This window comes from Streptosporangium sp. NPDC002721, from assembly GCF_042888905.1.
GTDB lineage: Bacteria > Actinomycetota > Actinomycetes > Streptosporangiales > Streptosporangiaceae > Streptosporangium.
This window is the reverse complement of record NZ_JBIAQI010000011.1, coordinates 177,948-197,448: the sequence shown is the minus strand read 5'-3', so window position 1 is coordinate 197,448 and position 19,501 is coordinate 177,948. Positions and strand designations below refer to the sequence as shown.

Sequence of the window (19,501 nt, the reverse complement as noted above, 5' to 3'; positions counted from 1 at the left end):
GCTACGCGGCGCCCTGATCGGCGGCCGGGGTGGCGGCGGCAGGCTCGTGGACGACGGGGGCGGGGTTGCTCCGCCACTCGCGGATGATGGTCTTCAGCACCCGGATGCCGTCGCGGACGGCGTGCAGGTTGCTCTCGCCGTGGATGCGGCAGCGCTCGTGGCTGGGGACCTCATGGACCTTGAGCCCGGCCTTGGCGGCGCGGACGTTCATCAGGGTCTCGATCTCGAAGCCGTCGCAGTCGAGGTTGAGGACGTCGAGGTGGCGGGCCCAGAAGGCGTTGTAGCCGTAGCACAGGTCGGTGTAGCTGGTGCCGTACATCCGGTTGACCAGCGCGGTCAGCGACTTGTTGCCGAACTTGCGGATGAACGTCAGGTCGTCGCTGCCGCCGCCGGAGGCGTAGCGCGAGCCCTTGACGAAGTCGGCCCCGGTGACCAGCGCGCCCACGAACTGGATGATCTCGCGGCCGTCCGTGGACCCGTCGGCGTCGATCATCACGATGATGTCGCCGCTGCACGCGGCGAACCCGGCCGACAGCGCGTCGCCCTTGCCCTTGCCGGTCTGGTGCACCACGCGGACGTTGGGGCGCAGCTTCCTGGCCACGGCGACGGTGTCGTCCTTGGAGTTGCCGTCGACCAGGACGATCTCGTCGATCCACTGCGGCAGGGTCGCGAAGACGTGCGGAAGGTTCTCCGCCTCGTTCATGGCCGGGACGACGACGCTGACGGTGGGGGAGATCGCCATGTTGGGAGTGATCGGTGTGAACCGCTCGATGGGTGGCACAGCCCTCAGCGGTGGCTTGTTGTTGTAGTGCTTGGTGATCTCGGGACTCATTGTGACGGATGTCCTTCCGGGCGGTCGGTCGTCAGGGGCGACTGGCGGACGGACCCGGGGCCATCGCCGACCGTAACGACCGGCGGAAACGGCGAATGCGATGAGGGATGCATGCGAGGGTCCTGGCGGGTGATGTGGTGATGAACGGAAGCGGGCTAGCCCACTCCCCATGGTTCCTTGACGACCGGAGTGCCTGATTGGTTCTGCGCGGGAGAGCGCATACGGCCGAAACCCTTCAGCACACGGTCAGCAAGCCTGTACAAATTCGGGCGATCCGTGACGATCGTTCGTGCCTTGTTGACCGGGGTGCGGCCGATCCAGTGGACGGCGGCGGCCGGGGAGGGACGCGACACGCGACCTTCCGCGACGAAGAGGTCACCGCTTTTCAACCAGCTCTTGTACTCGCGCCCGCCCTTGCCCATGTCGACCTGCTGCAGCCCGGAGTTCGCGGCGTGCTCGGCCATGTGCAGGTGGTGCATGATGCCCGGCGAGTAACGCGCGAACTCGGTGTCGTAGGCCGGGAACCAGCCCACCAGGGTCGTCGCCGTCCTGAGGCCGAAGTGACCGGCGACGGGCCTGTCTCCGGCGTAGACCATCGTCAGGACGCCCGCGAAACTCGCGGACTTCTCCGCGTGCATCTCGTCGAGGAGTTGAACGATCCAGGGCTGGGCGAAACGGTCGACCCGTCCCGTCCTGCGGTACTGGTCGGACTTCCAGTTGGTGAGGGTCCGGAGCGTGCCCAGGTCGGCGGAGTCCCACTCGAAGCGGATCTCACCCTGCTCGCGGCCGAGCTTGCGCTCCTTGTAGCGGACCGTCTTGAGGTTCTTCGGGGAGTTGGCCTTCACCTGCTCGATGTAGGTCTCGAACCCCACGCTGAGGTCCATCACCGGGGCCGGTCGCACGTCCGACTCGTACGGCGCGAACGTCGGCTGGCCGGGGACCAGGTGGTCGAAGTCGAAGACGGAGAGCTTGCAGGCGCGCAGCAGGGTCCGGACATCGAGCTTGAGGCCGGAGACCGAGATCAGCCCGTGGCAGGTGGTGAGGAAGCCGCCGAGAGGCTTGCCGATCCCGAAGCTGTGGCGCTCGTAGGGGAAGAACCCCACGATCTTGCCGCCGTCCTGGATGACCGCGACACGGACGTAGTCACGCAGCCGTCCCATGGCGAGTGTGAACTCGACGGAGAGGAAGGGGTTGTCCAGCGACGGATCCGCCACCTGCAACTCCCGCCATCGCGAGATCTCGGACTCCCCGAGGTCACCCGGGCGAACGATGACGATGTTCACCTTGACCTGGCCCCCTGTTCGGTCTGCAAGCTCCCGCTCCCCCGATACAACACGCGTAGTACGTATATGAAGCCGCCGAGCACCGCGATCGTCGCGACTCCGGCACGGGGCGACCATGCGTCAAAAGTAAGCATGGCAGCGGCCAGGAGAACGTTGACCACCAGGCTGGCCGCCGCACCCACTGATAGTGCCTCAAGCGGGTCACGATCACGCAACAGTCCTACCACCGCGGCGCCCGGAACGACCAACAGGAACAGGGGCGTAAGGATCAATCGTAACGGAGTGTCGATGTCGGCCAAGGCGATCACGGCCCCCGCGAGGCATGCGGAGGTGAGTGCCCATTTGAGCACCCTGCGTTTGATCGACATCTCCGAGCTCCTGGTTGGTAATGATGTGACTGATCGCGCTCTTCATGTGACCAATCACTCAGCATGGACGTCAATGCCGACGCTCGGCACGACTCCATGGTTTACCGGATCCCAGGGAGAAGTCTCGCTGTTAGGTAAAACGAGATGCGCGAATCAGCCCGTGGCCCCCTCGGAGCTCGCCCCGGCGGAGGGGGTCGGGGTCGGGTCGGGAGCCGGCTCGTCGTCGGGGGGCGCAGGGGCGTCTGGCTCGGGACTTTCCCACGAGATCGCGCATCCGGCGTTGCCTCCGGCGGACCTGAACGCGACCCGTCCGGTGCCGCTCTCCGAGGGGTCCTTGGCGGTGACCCAAATCACGCTTCTCGCACCCGCCTTCAACTGCCCTCGCGCGGGGTGCACGGCGAGCCCGCCGGAGGTGGTCGCCGACCACGAGACCGTGGTGCCGCGGGCCGCGAGACGGATCTGCCCGGCGCCCTCCCCGATGTCGCCCGGACACGAGACGCTCAGCCGTCCGGCCGCGGGCGGCGTGGTGGTGGCGGTGCGGGTGGGCCGGGGCCGTCCCGCCGTGGGGGCGCGGCTCGGTGCCGGTCGTGCCGCGCTGGCGGTGGGGGCCGCGGGGGCTGTGGGAACGGGCGTCTCGGTCCTCCTGCTCCGCCTCGGCGTGGGTGTCGGCGCGGCCTCCGCCTCCGGGTCCTCCAGCAGCGGGTCGGGCTCCGTCCCGGGGCCGGGCTCCAGCGTGATCAGCGCGGGTTCCGTCCCCGGCCCGGTCTGGGGGTCCCTCAACGCCCCTCCGGCCAGATCCTGCCCGCCCACGACGACCACCGCCCCGGTGGCCGCCAGCACGCACACCGCCGCCAGCAGCACGGGCCCCCTGCGCCCGCGCCGCCGCCGCGCGGGCGCTGCCTCCCTGCCCGACGCCTTCCCCCGCTTTCCCTCACCCGAGGACGACGGCGTACGCTTTCCCCCGGGACTTCCCGCCGGTGGTGTGAGCCGTGCTCCGGAGGTCCCGGCCGGTGACGTACGCCAGACCTCGGTGCCACCGGCCGGCGGGGTGGGGCGAGCCTCCCCGCGCGCGGGGGACTCCCCGAGCCAGGTCTCACCGTCCGGTGACGACGCGGGCCACGAGCCGCCGTCGGGTGACGACGCGGGCCACGAGCCATCGCCGGGGGGCGACGCGGGCCACGGTCCGCCGTCCGTGGACGATGTGCGCCAGGTCTCGCCGTCCGCGCCCGCGGGCCACGGTCCGTCGCCGGAGGGCGGCGCGGGCCACGGTCCGCCTTCTGGGGACGACACGGGGCGCGCCTCGCCGTCCGGGGACGGCGTGCGCCAGGTCTCGCCGTCCAGGGACGAGACGGGCCACGGCCCGCTGTCGGGGGACGGCGTGTGCCAGTTCCCGGTGTCCGGGAACGGCGGGGTGCGCCAGGTCTCGCCGTCGACGGACGGCGCCGACGGGGCTTCGGCGTTCGCGGGTGGCGCGGCGCGCCACGCCTCGCCGTCCGCGGGGGGAGCCGGCCAGGCGTCGGGGTTCGTCGTCGGCGCCGGCCACGCCTCGGCGCTCACGGCCGGTGCCGGCCAGGCGTCGACGTCCGCGGGGGGCGGCGCGTGCCGCGTCCCGCCGTCCGCGCTCCAGGACGCGCGCGGGGTCTCGGCGCCCGTCCACGGTGCTGCGTGTCCGGGGTCGCCGTCCGCGGGCGACACCATCACGTATCTCGGCGCGGCCCCGGCCTCGGGGTGGCGCGGCCCGCTCTCCGGGGAGCGGGCCCCGGTCTCCGCGTACCCGGTCCGCCTCTCCCCGTACCGTGCCTCCGTCCCGGCCGGCCACGCTCGCGCGTCCGTGGGTGACGTTCCCGCGCCGGCGGGAGGCGTCCCCGCGTCGGCGAGCGGTGTTCCCGCGTCCGTGAGCGGCGTTCCCGCGTCCTCGAAGGGCGCGGGGGGCCGGGAACGGGTGCCCGCGGGAGGCGTGGCGCCCGCGCTCGCGGCGGGTCTCTCCTCGCGTGCGCGCCTGCCGCCCGTGCCTCTCCGCCCGCCCCACCGGCGGCCCCCCGAGCGCCGTTCGGCCGGGGTGGGGAATCCGGCCTTGTCGAAGCCGTGCCCGGCGACGACGGCGGCGCGCTCCTCGCGCGCCTCCGGGTTCACGCAGGTCTCGATCACCCGGCGGCGCAGGGAGAGCGGGGGGTAGGCCAGGGGGACCAGGTCCAGCAGCCGCCCGGCCGAGACGTGGCGGTCCCTGCGCTCGACGCAGACCTCGCAGCGGCCGATGTGGGCCGAGAGCCGCCTGCGCAGCAGCGTGGTGAGGGGACCCTCCCACGAGTCCACCATCGCCGACAGGTCGGGGCAGTGCGCCCGGCCGACCTTGGCGAGCACCACGGCGGCGGCCGCGTTCTCCAGGTGGTCGCGGGCCCGGCCGAGCCTCGCGGTGACCTGGCGGGAACTCAGCCCCAGCACCGCGCCGACCTCGCCGCTGCCGAGGTCGTGGCGGAGCGACAGTTCGAGCACCTCGCGCTCCTGCCCGCTCAGCTCCGCCATCGCCTCGTGGACCAGGGCCGCCAGTTCCCGCTCGCCCGGGTCGTCGTGGACGTCGGGCGGCGGCGCCGACCCCCGCGGGCCGCCACGCCCCTCGTCCGCGCACCGGATCCGCACGAGCGCGTACAGCCACGCGCGCAGGCGGCCGGGCTCGCGCAGGTGCTCCACCCGGCCCCGGGCCGTGACCAGGGCGTCGTGCACGGCACCTGCGGCGGCCTCACGGTCGCCCAGCAGAGAGTGGGCGTAGTCGTTGAGACGTTCGGCATAGGAGTCGTAGAGGCTCGCGGGCGCCGTTGTGTCGGCACGCCGCAGCGCCTCAACGAGTTGTTGATCGTCGGTCCGGCCGACGGTCGGCCATCCGGGCACGGATATTCCTCCCCCGCGAGACGGGCTCGTTCACGGGTTTCACCACTTGCCCGTTCCAGCCCACACGCGTAGGACGTCACCTCCCGGCAACCGGTTGACCGAAGGGGTCGATATCATGCCGACACGGTATGACCTGGGAAAACTGCTACGGCTGGTGCCAATGTGACACCAGCCGTACAGGATGAAGGTGATGCGGGAGGGTCAGTCGCAGTTGGGAGCGCAGAGGCGGCGCTTCATGCCCTCCAGGAAGAATTTCCTGACCTCCAGGATGTCCTTGGCGATGAACGCGTCACCGGCTGTCGCCTTGGCGAGGGCGTCCATCTGGCGCTTGCCCTTGGGGGCGTCGGGGCCGAAGGCGATGATCAGGACGCTGACCGGCTTCTCCGGGTCGAACTGGTCCTTGAGCCGCTTCAGGATCTGCTGGTTGCTGATCCCGCCGTCCGGGTCGTCGTTGCCGGCGCCGTCGGTGAGGATCAGCACAGTGTTGATCTTGTCGCTCTGGTACTCGTCGGTCATCTGCTTGTAGGCGGCGGCGAGGGTGTCGTTGAGCCCGGTGTCGCCGGTCGACTTGGCCCGGGTCGTGATCAGCCTCTGGTTGATCACGTCCCTGCGCAGGGCGCCGTTCATGTCCTCGGTGAGCGGGCCGACCGGGACCGTCTCGCGGTAGTCGACCCCCTGGCCGTTGAGATGGGTGGAGAACTCCCACAACCCCATCTCGCTCTTGGCCGGGAAGAGCTTCATGCCCTCGACGGCGATCCTGCTGATCGCCTGCATCCGGGTCAGGCCGGTACCGGGCACCGGGAGGGCCATGGTGCCCGAGACGTCCAGCAGGGTGAGGAGCCTCGTGCCCAGCTTGATCCGGGACCAGGTCTGGGACATCCTCGCGACGGTGTTGCCGTCGGGCGGCTCGATCGCCTGGGGGGCCTTGGCCTGGAAGCCCTCGGAGCCGGAGATCGCCTTGCCGCCCTTGCCGTCCGGGGTGCGGAACCCCTGGTCCTGCAGCGTCTTCCTGGACGCCTCGCTGCCCAGCTCCTTGCGGAACGCCTCGGCGGCCTTGCGCACGGCGGCGTCCTCGGCGGTGATCACCACAGGGTAGTCGAGGTTGATGGTCCCCTCGGCCGGGTAGAGCGGCACGGCCGGGACCTCGGGCTTCTTGGCCTTGTTGAACGCCCAGACCCCCTGCTCCGAGGAGATGCCCAGCGGGGCCTTGCTGCCCTTGACGCCGAGGCTGGACAGCAGCGCGTCCTGGTCGCGGACCGTCGACGTCGACCCCGACAGGCTCTTGAGCGCGCCGACCAGCTGCTCCTCGCCCGCGCCCGAGGCCGTGGCCACCCCGGCGGCGGCCAGGAGCGCGCCGAGCCCGGCGGCGTTGAGCGAGGGATCCAGTACGAGGACGCGCACCTTGCGGCCGGGGCCGTCCACGTTGGCCACGTTGGCGGCGTTGATCATGCCGCCCCAGCTGGCCTCGCCGAAGCTCTTCTTCAGGTTCGGCACCACCGAGCCGGAGGCCACCATGACGATGGGGGAGTGGGCGATGGACGCGCCCGCCTCGGGCACCTCCTGGTTCCTCGCCCGCAGGTTCGTCACCCACAGCTTCGAGTCCGGGATCCACATGTCCATCGGGACGGCCTTGCCGCCGCTGAAGGAGGAGGCGACGGTCGCCGGGGCGCTCTTGGTCACCGCGACCGTGGCGCACCTGCCCTCGACGTCGTGGGCCGCCTTGTTGAAGCGCGCGGCGATCTGGGACAGGGCGGGCTGGATGTCCGGGGAGGCGGTGATCCGTACCGGGAGCGCCTCGCCCCCGCACGCCCCGGTGCCGCGGTCACGGTTGATGACCACGAACGCGGCGACGCCGAGCAGCACGGCGAGGGCGACGGAGCCGGCCAGCGGGACCAGCACCTTGCCCCGCCCCCCGCGCCTGCGTCTGGGCTGCGGTTCCTTGTACGGGGTGTAGCCGTCCTCGAGTTCATCCGTCCGGTGACGTCCGCCCACGATGTCCTCTTTGGTGTCGATGTCATGGAGCTAGCCGGTCACCCTATCGGGAGGTAGACCGCAATATTCACGGAACTGTACTGGGAATGATTACTGGGGCAAAAAACGCATTTCGGTGTCGCTGTTACGGAGTGTGTCGATCATGAAGCTCTGTGTCCGCGAGGCGGCCGGCGACCGGCGACGACGGAGATCACCTGGTCGGGCGCCGGAAACAACGGAAGATCGCCGACAGGGAGACGGATGATCGGCGCTCGGCGCGGGGCGGACGGCCGGTGGCGGGAAACGGGTGATCGGTGACCGGCGGGGGCGGATGGCCGATGCCGGGAAAGGGGATCGGCGGTCGGCGCGACGCGATGTGGGACGTATGACCGATGACGAGGGAAGGCGAGGAGAGGTGATCAGTGGCAGCAGGAGTGCCCGCGCCACGCCCTGAGGCCCTCGCGCGCCGCCACCGCCGCCAGCAGGACCGCCATGGCGGGATCGATCCACCACCACCCGAAGTGATTCAGCGCGAGCCCCGCCAGCACCCCCGCCGCGAGCAGGGCGCACAGGAGGTTCTGCGTACCCTCGCCCGCGGTCGCCGCCGAGTGCAGCCGGGCGCCCAGCCGCCGCTTGGCCGCTCCCAGGAACGGCATGCCGACCACGCTGGCCGCCGTGACCACGATCCCGAGCACGCTCGGCACGGCCCGGTGGCCCGCGTCCAGGTCGTGCGCCACGTGCAGCACCAGGTAGGGGGACAGGATCCAGAAGCTGACCGCCACCGCCTTGCGAGCCCGCGCCTCGGCGTGCGCGGAGCCGGTCCTGGTCCCGGTGAACCGCCAGACCACGATCAGGCTGGCCGCCGCCTCCACCAGGGCCGACACGCCCCAGCCGATGAGGGCGACCGAGTGCGCCCCCAGGCCGGCGGCGATGCCGAGCACGCTCTCGACGCCCAGCCAGACCAGGGTGGCCAGGGAGAGCGAACGAGCCCTGCGGGCGTCACGCAGCCACTCGGCGCTCGGCGGCGCCAGCACGATCTGGTCGGTCACGACGGCCTCCGGGTACCCGCTCGACAGCGCTCGGTAATCTATCTGTCACAGCGGGTCGAAGCTCGGGGAAGTGGAGAAGCTCCTGACGGCGACAGCGGCGTGCCCCCGCGTGCCCCCGCGTGGCGCCTTCGGCGCGGTGCCGCCCCGCCCGTCAGATCGCCGGAGGAGACGGTGAGGCTTCGCGGGCCGGTGGAGCCTTGTTCCCGTGAAGCGGTCATGCCGCACGACGGACCTGCCCGGATCGTTCGGGGGGCGGTGAAAGCCCGCTCTCCCGAGGTGGTCGTGTCGCGAGGTGGACCTGCCCGGGGGCGCCTACGACCCGGTGAAGTCCGGTCTCGTGAGGCGGTGATGCCGCAAGATGGACCTGTCCAGCAGATCGTCGGAGGGAAGTCCGTGCCGTTCACGCCCAGCCACGTCGCAGCCGTGCTGCCGCTGATCTCCTCGGAGCGGATGCGCCGGTTCCTCGACCCCTGGGCGCTCGCCCTGGGCGCCATGGTGCCCGACCTGCCGATCTTCTTCCCGTTCCTGCCCGACTACATGATCTGGCATTCCCTCAGGGGCGTCCTCACGATCGACCCGTTCGCCGTCGTGGTGCTGCTCGCCGTCTTCCACCTGGTGCTCCGCGACCCGCTGACCGCGCTCCTGCCCCCCACCCTCGCCGGGCGCGCCGCCTCGCTGACCCCCGGCATGTACGGGTTGCGGCGGCTGCCCGCCGTGATCGCCGGAGGCGTCGTGGGTGCCCTCACCCACAAGGTCTGGGACTCCTTCACCCACTCGTACAGCTCGGCGCTGTGGGGCTGGAGCTGGCTGGACACCCGGGTGGCGGGAGTGATCTCCCTGTTCCGCCTGCTGCAGTACACCTCCACCGTGGTCGGCCTGGCGGTCGTCCTCTGGTGGGCCTGGCGCGGGCTGGCCGGGATGGAGCCGCGGCCGGTGCCCGAGCGGCTGCGCCTGCCCGCCGGTGAGCGGGCGGCCGTGCTCCTGGCCACCGCCGTGTCGATCCCGCTGGGCGCGGTCGCCTGGGCGGTGGCCTTCCCCTCGGGCACCCGGGCCGAGCTGGTGACGCGGCTGGGCGCCGGGGTGGTCGTCGGCTGCTCCTCCCTGCTGCTCGTCTACGCGCTGATATGGCAGCTCAGGCGGGTCATGGCAGTATTCGAGGGTGCCTGAAGCCATCGACCCCCACCTGGCCGACTACGCCGACCTGCGCGACGTCGAGCTACGCAAGAGCATGGAGGCCGAGCACGGCCTCTTCATCGCCGAGGGGGAGAAGGTCATCCGCCGCGCCGTCGCGGCGGGCTACCCCGTACGCTCGGTCCTCCTCACCTCCCGCTGGGCCGAGCCCCTCGCCGACCTCCTCGCCCCGCTGGGCGACCGGGTCCACGTCGTGGACGACGCCGTCATGGAGGACGTCACCGGCTTCCAGGTCCACCGGGGCGCCCTCGCCGCGATGGAACGCCTCCCCCTTCCCGAGGTGGGGGATCTCCTGTCCGGGCGCGGGGCACGAAGGGCCCCCGCCGGGGGGCCGGCGGGGGCGGACGACGAACCCGGGTCGGGCCGTCCCGCCGAGCACGCGACGCCCCGGCGCGTCCTCGTCCTCGAAGACCTCGTCGACCACGGCAACGTCGGCGCCATCTTCCGCTGCGCCGCCGCCCTGGGCGTGGAGGCGGTCATCCTCTCGCCGCGCTGCGCCGACCCCCTCTACCGGCGCTCGGTGAAGGTCTCGATGGGCGCGGTCTTCGCGATCCCGTACGCCCGGATGACCGACTGGTACGCGGGCCTGGCCGAGCTGCGCGGGGCGGGCTTCCAGACGCTGGCCCTCACCCCCGACCAGTCCGCCACCCCCATGGACAAGGTCGCCATGGCCGGCCGGGTGGCCCTGCTCCTCGGCTCGGAGGGGGACGGGCTCTCCTCCCGCTGGCTGCGCGAGGCCGACGAGGCGGTCTGCATCCCGATGAGCCCGGCCGCGATGGGCCTGGGCGTCGACTCCCTCAACGTGGTGGCCGCCGCCGCCATCGCCTGCCACGGCCTCATGCGCGCGGGCTGAACTACTACGGCGGGGCCAGCTCTCCTCGGGGGAAGGCGCGAACGGTGAAGGCCGGCCCGGACACCGTCCGGCTTCCCACCCGGGCGCGTGCGCTCGCCGACGGCAAGGTCCTCTGCGCGCTCGCCGAGAGCGAGTTCGACGTCGACTCGCACTTCATGGGATCCGAACGATCCATGCGACCGTACCTCTCGGAATCATGTCAGGTGTCGCCGAGCTTTTGCCCGTTGCTTCGTATGGCCGTGCCGAGCAGGGCGGTCAGCGGGCGCTCCACCCGGGCCAGGAGTTCGGTGCCGAAAACGCAGAGGGTGCGCTCCCACGGGTGACCGAAGGTTCCCATCCGGAGGTCGGCGGTGAGATAGAAGTAGTAGTCACCGTTGGGGTGGACATCGCCGGGCCAGAGGGGCTGACCGGCGCGGCCGACTCTTCCGGGATCGAAGCGGTAGCCGATGTGCTGCCAGTCGAGCCAGTAGAGCACTTCCCCCGAGGGGACGCAGGCGAGCAGGCCGCGCTCGATGATGCCCTGAAGCTTCTCGTCGGACTCCTGCGAGGCGCGGAAAGCTTTCAGAGACCAGGTGACCGATGGGGACGGTTCGGCGATGCCCGGAAAGGTCGTCGTGCTGGGCCGGAAACCGAGTTCTTCGTCGAGGCGGTTCCAGAGCGCGTCGTATTCGGGATCTTTGAACAGTTCCTTCACCGGGCGGTTCGCGGCGGGGCGGGTGGGAGGTGTCCAGTGGTAGGTCGTGGTTGTGGTGACCGCCTGGAAGCCCGCCCGTTCGAGCGCGGCCCGGAGCGCTCCGTCCGCTTCCGCGAGGAGATAACGCACGTCAGGTCTTCGGCGCCAGGCGGGACGGCCGTCGCGTCGCCAATTCCACGCGGGTAGACGGGGAGCCAGTTCGAGCTCCGGATCCACTATGCCCCCGATGACCATGAAGTTCGTGTCGTAGGCGGTGTACGCCCAGGCCACGGCGTCTATCGGCGTGTCGGAGTCCAGGACCAACACCTCCGCTCCCAGCGAGAACAGTTCTCCGTTGGCGAGGAAATCGGCGAAGGAGGTGTGCTGGGGTCCTGCTTCGGCCGATGTTCGAGTGACCCGCTCAAGTTCCAGGGTCGCGTGCATCTCCCGTAGGCCGCTCATGGGGGCGACCGGTTCCAGGGACGCGATCAGCACCGTGCGTTCCCATCCTTGAGTGAAACCGGCCGCGCGCAGTCTGGCCGGCAGATCCGCGGGGGTGTCGTGAGCGTAGACCTTCCACTCGACCCGCTCCCCACGGGCGGTGAAGATCCTGAGCTGCCGGGCGATCAGCTCATCGAGACCGGTGGCGGGAAGGTGCAGATGATCGACGCTGCCATGGGTGCCGTAGTGGATCCGGGTCAGTGGACCATCCTGTTCGACGACCGCGCCGGTCGGAGGAAACGCGGGTGCTCGCCCCCGGAGCTGGGTGTCGTGAAGAGCAAGTAGAACTTTGATGTCTCCAGTCGTCATGACCTGTCTCTGTCGTTTCGATCGACGCCTACGGCATTGCGGAGAACTTCGGAAGGTGTGTCGCGAGTGGCCACCGCAGGTGGTCAGTCGACGGCGGAGTCGAGTTCTGGAGGCGTGGCGCGGCGCGCGTCGACCTCGATCTCGATTCTCATGCGGGGGTCGGCGAGGCCGCAGACGAGCATCGTCGCGGCCGGGCGGATCTCGCCGAAGTGGCGGCGCAGGGTCGGCCAGCAGGGTTCGAAGTCCTCTCGGTCGGGCAGCATGTACCGCACCCGGACGACGTCGGCGAAGGAGCAGCCCGCCTCGCTCAGCGCCGCCCCGATGTTGCGCAGGCACTGCTCGGCCTGCTCGACCACGTCGTCGGAGATCGTCATGGTCGCGTAGTCGTAGCCGGTCGTCCCGGACACGTGGACCCGGTCGCCGTCGACCACCGCCCGCGCGTATCCGATTTGCTCCTCGAAGGTCGAACCACTCAGGATCGCGAACCGCTCAGTCATGCCGAGAACCGTAGCAACCGGCGCCGGCGCACGGTCGTTCCGCGTTCGCCATCACCAAGCGCGGAACGCCCCTGAGGCTGTCGCCGGGGCGTCAGGACGGCGGCAGGGAGCGGAGATAGTCCGGCCAGTTGCCGTGGTGGCTGATGTCGGGGGCGTCCTCGGTGGCGTACGGCTCGCACAGGAAGCCGTGCACCGCCCGGCCGTCGGCGAGTTCGATCGTGCCGAGGCCGAGGGGTGAGGTTGTCTGCGTCAGGAGGGTGCCGAGTGCCGAGGCGCTCAGGTCGTACAGCTCCACCTCCACCTGGACGCCCCCGGAGGTCGAGCGGACCAGGCCGGGGAGTGGTAGGTCGCCGCCGTTCAGGGCGTAGAGGCGATAAAGAGGGGCCGTCAGGGCGGTTCCCAGGCCGGTGGCCCCGAGGGAGGTGAGCCGGCCGTGCAGCGGCTGGCCCGAGCGGTGCGCGCCCACCACGGCGAGCACCACCCGCGCTTCGGGGGTGTGGGCGGGGAGCGTGGCCGGTCGAGCCTCCGGAGCGTTTGCGGCCGCCGGTTGAGCGTTCGGGTCGGAGCTGGCTGCCGGCTGAGTGTTCGGTACGGAGGTGGTCGTCGGCTGTGTGTCCGGGACGGGGATCGCGGGGCCGCCGGTCAGGGCGTGGAAGGCGGCGCCGAGACCGGCGAGGAGCCCGTCGGAGCCCGCCGGTCCCAGGAAGGTGACGCCGTGCGGGCGGCCGGTGGCCGTCGTCCCGGCGGGCACGGAGATCCCGGCGAGGTCGAGGAGGTTGGTGAAGGTGGTGTAGTGGCCGAGGATCGCGTTGCGCTCGATCGGGCTTTCGAGCATCTCCGCGACGGTGAAGGTGGTGGGCACGGTCGGGACCGCGAGGACGTCCATCGAGGCCCACGCCTCCCGGGTCTCCGCGTCCAGCGCGCGCAGGCGGTACAGCCCCTCGAAGGCGTCCACCGCGCTGAGCGCGCCGCCGCCGGACAGCACCTTCAGGGTGACCGGGTGGACCTCTCCGGGGTTGCGGGCCACGAAGTCGCCGACCGCGGCGAGCCGCTCGGCGAGCCACGGCCCCTCGTACAGCAACCGTCCCGCGGCGAGGAACGGGTCGAGGTCGACGGGGACGAGCGTTTGGCCGAGGCCGGTGAGCCGTTCCGCGGCCTCGGCGAAGGCCGTCTCGGCGGCGGTGTCGCCGAAGAACTCCGGGGCGCGCGGCACCCCGATCCGCAGGGAGTACGCGGAGGGCGGCACCGGACCGGGGACGGGAAGTGCCCGTGACCAGGGGTCGGCGGGTTCGAAGGTCGCGATGACCGACAGGACGGCCAGGCCGTCGGCGGCCAAGCGGGCGAAGACGCTCGGGCAGTCCAGCGACGCGCACGCGGGCACCACGCCGAGCGTGCTGACCAGGCCCCGGCTCGGCTTGACGCCGACGGTGCCGGTGAGCGCGGCGGGCACCCGTCCGGAGCCGGCCGTGTCGGTGCCGATCGCGAACGAGACCAGGTCCGCGGCCACCGCCACCGCGGAGCCCGAGCTGGACCCGCCGGAGATCAGGCCCGGCAGCAGCGGCGACTCGCACGCGCCGTACGGGCTGCGGGTGCCCGACAGGCCGGTGGCGAACTGGTCCAGGTTCGTCTTGCCGACGAGGAGGGCGCCGGCCGCGAGCAGCCGCTCCACCAGCGGCGCGTCGCGTTCCGGGACGTGGGAGTAGGCGGGGCAGGCCGCGGTGGTGGGCAGCCCGGCCACGTCCACGTTGTCCTTGACCGCGAACGGTACGCCGTAGAGCGGCGGGCGGGTGTCCGGGTCCGGCCAGCGGCGGGCCAGCCCGGCCGCGTCGCCGAGCAGGTCCGCCGCCGGGCGCAGGGTGATCCACACGTGGTCGTCACCGCGCGCCGCGATCCGCGCGAGCACCTCCCCGGCGACGTCGGCGGGGCGTGCCGTCCCGGAGCGGTAGAGGCGGGCGAGACTCCCCAGGTCCAGGCGAAGCGGACTGTCCATGCTGTTCAGGGTGGGATGCGGCATATGCCTTTCCTGTGGGTACGTGGTTCCGGTGCCTGACGGGCAGGCACCGGTGCGCGGGCCGGCTCACGAGGGACGGCGTACGGCGTGCCCCGCGAGCCGGTGCGGACCGGTGCCCGGCCGGTGCGGCCGTGCGGCCGGTTCGCGGGGCGGCGCTCACGAGGTGGCGGGGGCCGCCGACGGATCCGCGGTGGCCGGTCTCGCGGCGGCCGGCTCGGGTTCGCCGGCGGCGACCGGCGTCTCGTCCGACGGCTTGGGCTTGAGGAGGATGAAGGCGAGCAGGATCAGTCCCGCGAGGAGGTAGCCCAGGGAGACCTGGCCGTTGGCGTTCCACTCGACCCGTTCACCGTGGATCAGCCCGACGAAGGCGAGGGCCGCGCCGGCGAAGGCGTACCCGGCGGCCCACAGGAACGACCGGTCGATGACGAAGGCCGTGATCGAGCCGAGCACCAGGCCGGCGAGCACGGCGCCCCCGCCGAGCAGGGCCGTTCCCTCGTAGACCGTCCCGCTCCGCGCGATCGTGTCGTACCCGACCTCCCGCGCGCTGGTGCCCGCGGCGGCGAGCGCGTTGTCCATGTAGCCCTGCGCCCAGGAGGCGATGTTGGGGATGATCGCGATCACCACGGCCACCGCGTGCGCCTTCGGCACCGACTGGAAGGCCTGGGCGCCGATGAGCAGCCCGATGTAGAGCAGGATCGGCACGATCGCGGGCGTCGGCAGCACCGCGCCCAGCAGCGCGAACATGCCGAGGAAGCAGAACAGCGCGATCACGACGCCGCTCGCCATCGAGTAGCTCGTACGCCCGCCCGCGGACTTCCACCCCGGGTGGCCGATGTAGACGGCGGGCGGGAACGGCGAGCCCAGCATCGAGCCGACCACCGCGCCCGCGCCGTCGGCCAGCAGCACCGAGCGCAGGTTGTAGGAGTCGCCTGCGGCGGCGGCGCTCTCCACGTTGCTCATGCCCTCGGTGAAGTTGTAGATGCCGAGGGGGATCGCGGTGGCGAGCAGCGGCGAGACCTGGCCGAGCCCTTCGAGGAGGCGGTCGATGTTCAGCGACGGCAGGCTCACCGCGATGTTCTCGGCGGCGGCGCCCACGTCGGCGGGGTTCATGTAGCCGCCGATCCAGGCGATCGCGGTACCGGCCAGGAGCGCGGCGAGCCCGACGGGGATGTTGCCAGGCAGCCTCAGGTCGGTGAAGAAGCCGACCATGATGATCACCAGCACCGGCAGCGCGATCCAGGCCGCCTCCCACATCTGCGCGGCGGGCCGCATCGAGATGAAGGCGATCGAGATGCCCGCCAGGGTGCCGAGCATCGCCGCCCTGGGGGTGAGGCGGCGGATGTACGGGCCCACGAAGGCGCCGATCAGCACGATGACGCCGATGATGAAGCACCAGGCCAGCCCTGCCACCCAGGCCTGCAGGGGGTTCCTCGTGGCCAGGTAGGTCGGCAGCATGATCACGAACACGACGATGAACATGTGCGGGACGCTGGGGCCGTACGGCATCGCGCACACGTCGGTGCGGTTCTCGCGGCGTGCCAGCCGCCGGGCGAGGTAGGTGTAGTAGACGTTGCCGATCAGGAGCTGGATGCCCATCGCCGGGAGGATGACGCCGAAGACGTCGGAGCCGGGCAGGTGGACGACCCCGAGGCAGAGGCCGCTCAGCACCAGCACGTTGACCATCACGTTGAAGCCGAGGCCGAAGAAGGCGTTGGTGTCCCCGCCGACCCACCAGGGGAGTTCGAGTCGGGTGGGGCCGGTTGTCGTGGTCATCGGTCAGCTCCGCGTCTCGAGTGCCTTGAGATAGCCGCCGGAGGGGGCGACCCAGCCGAAGATGCCGCCCTGGGCGGCGATCATTTCGAGCCCGTACCGCTGGAACTCGGCGAAGTAGGAGCCCACGCAGTCGGACAGGACCAGGCACTCGTAACCCCGGTCGTTCGCCTCGCGGACGGTGGTGTGCACGCACACCTCGGTCGTGACGCCGGTGACGATCAGGCTGCGGATGTCCGCCGCCCGCAGGATCCGGTCCAGGCCGGTGGCGTGGAAGGAGCCCTTGCCGGGCTTGTCGACGACGAGCTCGCCCTCGGCGGGGGCGAGCTCGTCGATGATGTCGTGGCCGTACTCGCCGCGGATCAGGATCCGTCCCCCCGGACCCGGATCGCCGATGCGCAGCGAAGGCGCGCCGCGGTTGAGCTTGGCGGACGGGCAGTCGGACAGGTCGGGCAGGTGCCCCTCGCGGGTGTGGATGACGGTCATCCCCGCCGCGCGGGTGGCGGCCAGCACCTCCTGGAGCGGCGGGATGACCCGCCGCAGCATGGACACGTCGTTGCCCAAGGTCTCCCCGAAGCCCCCGGGCTCGACGAAGTCCCGTTGCATGTCGATGAGCAGCAGCGCTGTGTGTCGCGGGTCGAACCCGTATGCGTACGGCTCGGCCTCGACGAGAAGCGGATCGGACACGTTGACTCCGTTCCTCGGATCCTCCTTTTGTCGATTGTCGACAAGATTGTGTCGGCGGTTTTCCCGCCCGGTTACGCTTCTGTTAGCGGATCGGCTCGGAGCGTGAGGAGACCCCGGCCGGGACGGTCAGCCGATGTAGGTGCGCGCCCCGTGCCGGGACAGGGCCTCCAGCGCGGTGGCCGGGTCGCCGGAGGCGATGGCGTCGAAGAGCCGCCGGTGCCGCTCCACCCCCTCCGACGGGGCCCGCTGCTCGGCCTCCCTGCGCAGGTTCGCGGCCATGTAGAGCTGCAGCTTCAGGATGACGGGCTCGTACGCCATCAGCAGCTGGCGGTGGCCCGCCAGCGCGACGAGCGCGACGTGGAAGCGCCGGTGCGCCTCGTTCTCGCCGAGCGGGTCGTCCAGCCGCACAGCCGACGCCATACCCTCCAGGGCCTCGGCCAGCGCGGTCATGCCGTGCGCGTCGGGGAGCGGCAGCGCGGTCTCGACCGCGTAGCGTTCGAGCACGTCGCGCAGCCCGAACAGCTCGTCCACGTCCTCCCCGGTCAGCTCTGTGACGCGGGCTCCCCGCCGGGGGAGGTGCTCCACCAGCCCCTGCTGCCCGAGCGACCGCAGCGCCTCGCGCAGCGGTGCCCGGCTGATGCCGAACCGCTGGGTGAGCTGCTCCTCGATCAGCCGCTCGCCCGGCGCGAGGGCACCGGAGAGGATCTCGTGACGGAGCCGTCGCATCGAAAGCTCGACCAGGCTGGGGTGTCTCAGCTCCCCATCGGGTTCCACCCGTCCATCTCCCCTTGACTCTCGGCGTGTGGAACAAACTCTCTCAGAGATCGGCCGGATTCCCGCGCGCGGGACGGCGGCGCGACCGGGGACGCCGGTCGCGCGCTCGCCGGGGGTGTGTCACTCCCGCAGGGCTCTCAAAGCTCGGGCAGGGTCTGCCCGCTCGCCCAGTCGAGCAGGCGCGTCGCGCTCTGGAAGCGCCGGTCGGCGTTGGACTCGCCGAGGATGACGCCCACGAGGCGATGGCCGTCACGGTCGGCGGCGAACGACAGGCAGTATCCGGCGGCACGGGTGTAGCCGGTCTTCAGGCCCATGACCCCCGGCGTCTTGCCGAGCAGCTTGTTGGAGTTGGTCCAGGAGTGGGCCCGGTGCACCTTGGACTTCGCCACGACGTGGCGCCTGGTGGAGGCGATGGCCCGCAGCAGCGGGTCGCGGAGCGCGAGATCGGCCAGCTTCGCCTGGTCCAGGGCGGTGGAGTAACCGGGGCTCGGCTTCGGCAGGCCGTCGGCGTTGGCGTAACGGGTGTCGACCAGCCCCATCGAGCGGGCCGTGGCGTTCATCTTCGCCACGAACTTCGTGTCGCCGGGACCGTAGACGCGGGCCAGGGCGTGGGAGGCGTCCGCCCCGGAGGGGAGCATGACGGCGTAGAGCAGGTCCCTGACGGTCAGCCGCTCCCCGGCGCGCAGGGAGGCGTGGGTCGCGCCGTTCGCCGCCGCGTGCCGCACGTCCGCGGCCTGGATCGTGACGGTGTCGCCCAGTTTCGCCTGTCTGAGGACGACGTACGCCGTCATGACCTTGGTCAGGCTGGCCACCGGCATCCGCTTGCCCGCCTGCTTGCTCAGGTGGACCGTTCCCGTGCTCGCGTCGTAGAGGTACGCGGCCCGCCCCGGCACCGAGGGCACGGAGACGCGCCGCTCCGCGACGGGCGCGGCGGTGGCCGGGACTCGCACCGGAGACCTGTCGAACAGTGCCGGTGCCGGGGCCGTCGCGGCCGGTGCGGGCACCGGGGACACGGTGACCAGGGCGACCGCGGTGACCGCGGTGACCAGCGCGGCGCGGACTGTGAGGCGTGTTCCCCCGTGATGCATGCGAGCCATGCTGACAGAGGTCACCGTTGATATGCGGAAGTTGACGGTTTGGCTATGGAAAAGTTGACATCGGTGCCGTGGGGGGACGCGAAGGGATGATCGCGGCGATGCTCCCGCCCGACATATCCGGATATACGTTGACCTGCGGATCAGGCGGCGGTCAGTCTCTCCGCCTCGCGGCGGGCGGCGCGGCGGCGGCGCCAGCGGACGAACCCGACGACCGCCGCGACCGCCACCAGCGCGGCCAGGCCCGCCAGGAGCGGCGAGCGCGCGGCCAGCCCCAGCCAGCCCCAGATCACCGAGTACAGGCCGAACGAGGTCACCGGCACCCAGGTCAGGCAGCCGAGCGCGCTGGCCACGACGTACCAGGGATAGGAGATCCGCAGCACCCCGGCCACCCAGGGCAGCGTGTGGCGCAGCCCCGGCACCCAGAAGCAGGCGTAGACGGCGAGCGCGCCCCACTTCCTGACGACGTTCTCGACCCGGGTGATGTTCTCCTGGCCGATCCTGGCGCCCAGGCGCGAGGTGTAGAGCCTGGAGCCCAGGACGTGGCCGATCCAGTAGTAGGCCTGGAACGCGCCGAACAGGGCCACGCCGCCGACGATCACCCAGAGCCACAGGGGCATGCCCAGGAAGGACGCGGAGGCCGGGTCGGGGATGCCCGCCACAACAGGTCGCACTCTGAACATCACCACCACGGTCGTTCCCGTTACCTGACTTGATATTAGGGCAGGCTTACCTGCGCCGGCATGGCGGAG

At 71.3% G+C, this 19,501-nt stretch carries 16 protein-coding genes; 2 read left to right on the top strand and 14 right to left on the bottom strand.

Features of this window, described 5'->3' with window-relative positions:
• Nucleotide 1: 1 nt before the first annotated feature.
• The 6 genes from ACFYWM_RS17750 to ACFYWM_RS17725 all read right to left on the bottom strand — a co-directional run bounded on the left by ACFYWM_RS17750 (nucleotide 2) and on the right by ACFYWM_RS17725 (nucleotide 8,389).
• Nucleotides 2–832, bottom strand: coding sequence for a glycosyltransferase family 2 protein (locus ACFYWM_RS17750; RefSeq protein ID WP_389915725.1), 831 nt, complete (start codon nucleotides 830–832; stop codon nucleotides 2–4).
• Nucleotides 833–987: 155 nt separating this feature from the next.
• The gene (locus ACFYWM_RS17745; protein WP_389915722.1) at nucleotides 988–2,115 is read right to left on the bottom strand and encodes a GNAT family N-acetyltransferase; all 1,128 of its coding nucleotides are present in this window, start codon (nucleotides 2,113–2,115) and stop codon (nucleotides 988–990) included.
• On the bottom strand, nucleotides 2,112–2,483 hold the full coding sequence (locus ACFYWM_RS17740; RefSeq protein ID WP_389915719.1) for a hypothetical protein: 372 nt from the start codon (nucleotides 2,481–2,483) through the stop codon (nucleotides 2,112–2,114). The genes ACFYWM_RS17745 and ACFYWM_RS17740 overlap by 4 nt, the downstream gene beginning before the upstream one ends.
• Nucleotides 2,484–2,636: 153 nt before the next feature.
• A complete protein-coding gene (locus ACFYWM_RS17735; RefSeq protein WP_389915716.1) occupies nucleotides 2,637–5,369 on the bottom strand; it encodes a sigma factor-like helix-turn-helix DNA-binding protein in 2,733 nt (910 codons plus the stop codon).
• 201 nt (nucleotides 5,370–5,570) lie between these two features.
• Nucleotides 5,571–7,361 carry a substrate-binding and VWA domain-containing protein gene (locus ACFYWM_RS17730; protein WP_389915714.1) on the bottom strand — a complete coding sequence of 597 codons (1,791 nt, stop codon included), beginning with the start codon at nucleotides 7,359–7,361 and terminating at the stop codon, nucleotides 5,571–5,573.
• A gap of 398 nt (nucleotides 7,362–7,759) precedes the next feature.
• The gene (locus ACFYWM_RS17725; RefSeq protein ID WP_389915711.1) at nucleotides 7,760–8,389 is read right to left on the bottom strand and encodes a hypothetical protein; all 630 of its coding nucleotides are present in this window, start codon (nucleotides 8,387–8,389) and stop codon (nucleotides 7,760–7,762) included.
• Nucleotides 8,390–8,782: 393 nt separating this feature from the next.
• Here ACFYWM_RS17725 and ACFYWM_RS17720 point away from each other — a divergent pair, with 393 nt between their 5' ends.
• Together ACFYWM_RS17720 and ACFYWM_RS17715 are read left to right on the top strand one after the other, a co-directional pair.
• Nucleotides 8,783–9,556 (top strand): DUF4184 family protein, encoded by a 774-nt coding sequence (locus tag ACFYWM_RS17720; RefSeq protein ID WP_389915708.1) that lies wholly within the window; start codon nucleotides 8,783–8,785, stop codon nucleotides 9,554–9,556.
• Nucleotides 9,549–10,433: a TrmH family RNA methyltransferase gene (locus ACFYWM_RS17715; RefSeq protein WP_389915705.1), complete on the top strand. Its 885-nt coding sequence runs from the start codon at nucleotides 9,549–9,551 to the stop codon at nucleotides 10,431–10,433. The genes ACFYWM_RS17720 and ACFYWM_RS17715 overlap by 8 nt, the downstream gene beginning before the upstream one ends.
• 199 nt (nucleotides 10,434–10,632) lie before the next feature.
• Here the strand turns inward: ACFYWM_RS17715 and ACFYWM_RS17710 are convergent, their stop codons facing one another.
• From ACFYWM_RS17710 to ACFYWM_RS17675, 8 genes are all read right to left on the bottom strand, one after another.
• Nucleotides 10,633–11,916, bottom strand: coding sequence for a DUF2716 domain-containing protein (locus ACFYWM_RS17710; protein WP_389915703.1), 1,284 nt, complete (start codon nucleotides 11,914–11,916; stop codon nucleotides 10,633–10,635).
• Between the two features lie 83 nt (nucleotides 11,917–11,999).
• On the bottom strand, nucleotides 12,000–12,413 hold the full coding sequence (locus tag ACFYWM_RS17705; protein WP_389915700.1) for a RidA family protein: 414 nt from the start codon (nucleotides 12,411–12,413) through the stop codon (nucleotides 12,000–12,002).
• Between the two features lie 91 nt (nucleotides 12,414–12,504).
• Entirely contained in the window at nucleotides 12,505–14,403 is a 1,899-nt protein-coding gene (gene atzF, locus ACFYWM_RS17700) for an allophanate hydrolase (protein ID WP_389915697.1), read from the bottom strand.
• A gap of 177 nt (nucleotides 14,404–14,580) precedes the next feature.
• On the bottom strand, nucleotides 14,581–16,197 hold the full coding sequence (locus tag ACFYWM_RS17695) for a hypothetical protein (RefSeq protein ID WP_389915694.1): 1,617 nt from the start codon (nucleotides 16,195–16,197) through the stop codon (nucleotides 14,581–14,583).
• A 3-nt stretch (nucleotides 16,198–16,200) separates the two neighbouring features.
• The gene (locus ACFYWM_RS17690; RefSeq protein WP_389915692.1) at nucleotides 16,201–16,881 is read right to left on the bottom strand and encodes a cysteine hydrolase family protein; all 681 of its coding nucleotides are present in this window, start codon (nucleotides 16,879–16,881) and stop codon (nucleotides 16,201–16,203) included.
• A 126-nt stretch (nucleotides 16,882–17,007) separates the two neighbouring features.
• Nucleotides 17,008–17,655 carry a GntR family transcriptional regulator gene (locus tag ACFYWM_RS17685; RefSeq protein WP_389915689.1) on the bottom strand — a complete coding sequence of 216 codons (648 nt, stop codon included), beginning with the start codon at nucleotides 17,653–17,655 and terminating at the stop codon, nucleotides 17,008–17,010.
• Nucleotides 17,656–17,792: 137 nt separating this feature from the next.
• Nucleotides 17,793–18,743, bottom strand: a complete 951-nt coding sequence (locus tag ACFYWM_RS17680; RefSeq protein WP_389915686.1) for a D-alanyl-D-alanine carboxypeptidase family protein — start codon at nucleotides 18,741–18,743, stop codon at nucleotides 17,793–17,795.
• 149 nt (nucleotides 18,744–18,892) lie between these two features.
• Nucleotides 18,893–19,432 carry a DedA family protein gene (locus tag ACFYWM_RS17675; protein ID WP_389915683.1) on the bottom strand — a complete coding sequence of 180 codons (540 nt, stop codon included), beginning with the start codon at nucleotides 19,430–19,432 and terminating at the stop codon, nucleotides 18,893–18,895.
• Nucleotides 19,433–19,501: the final 69 nt, after the last annotated feature.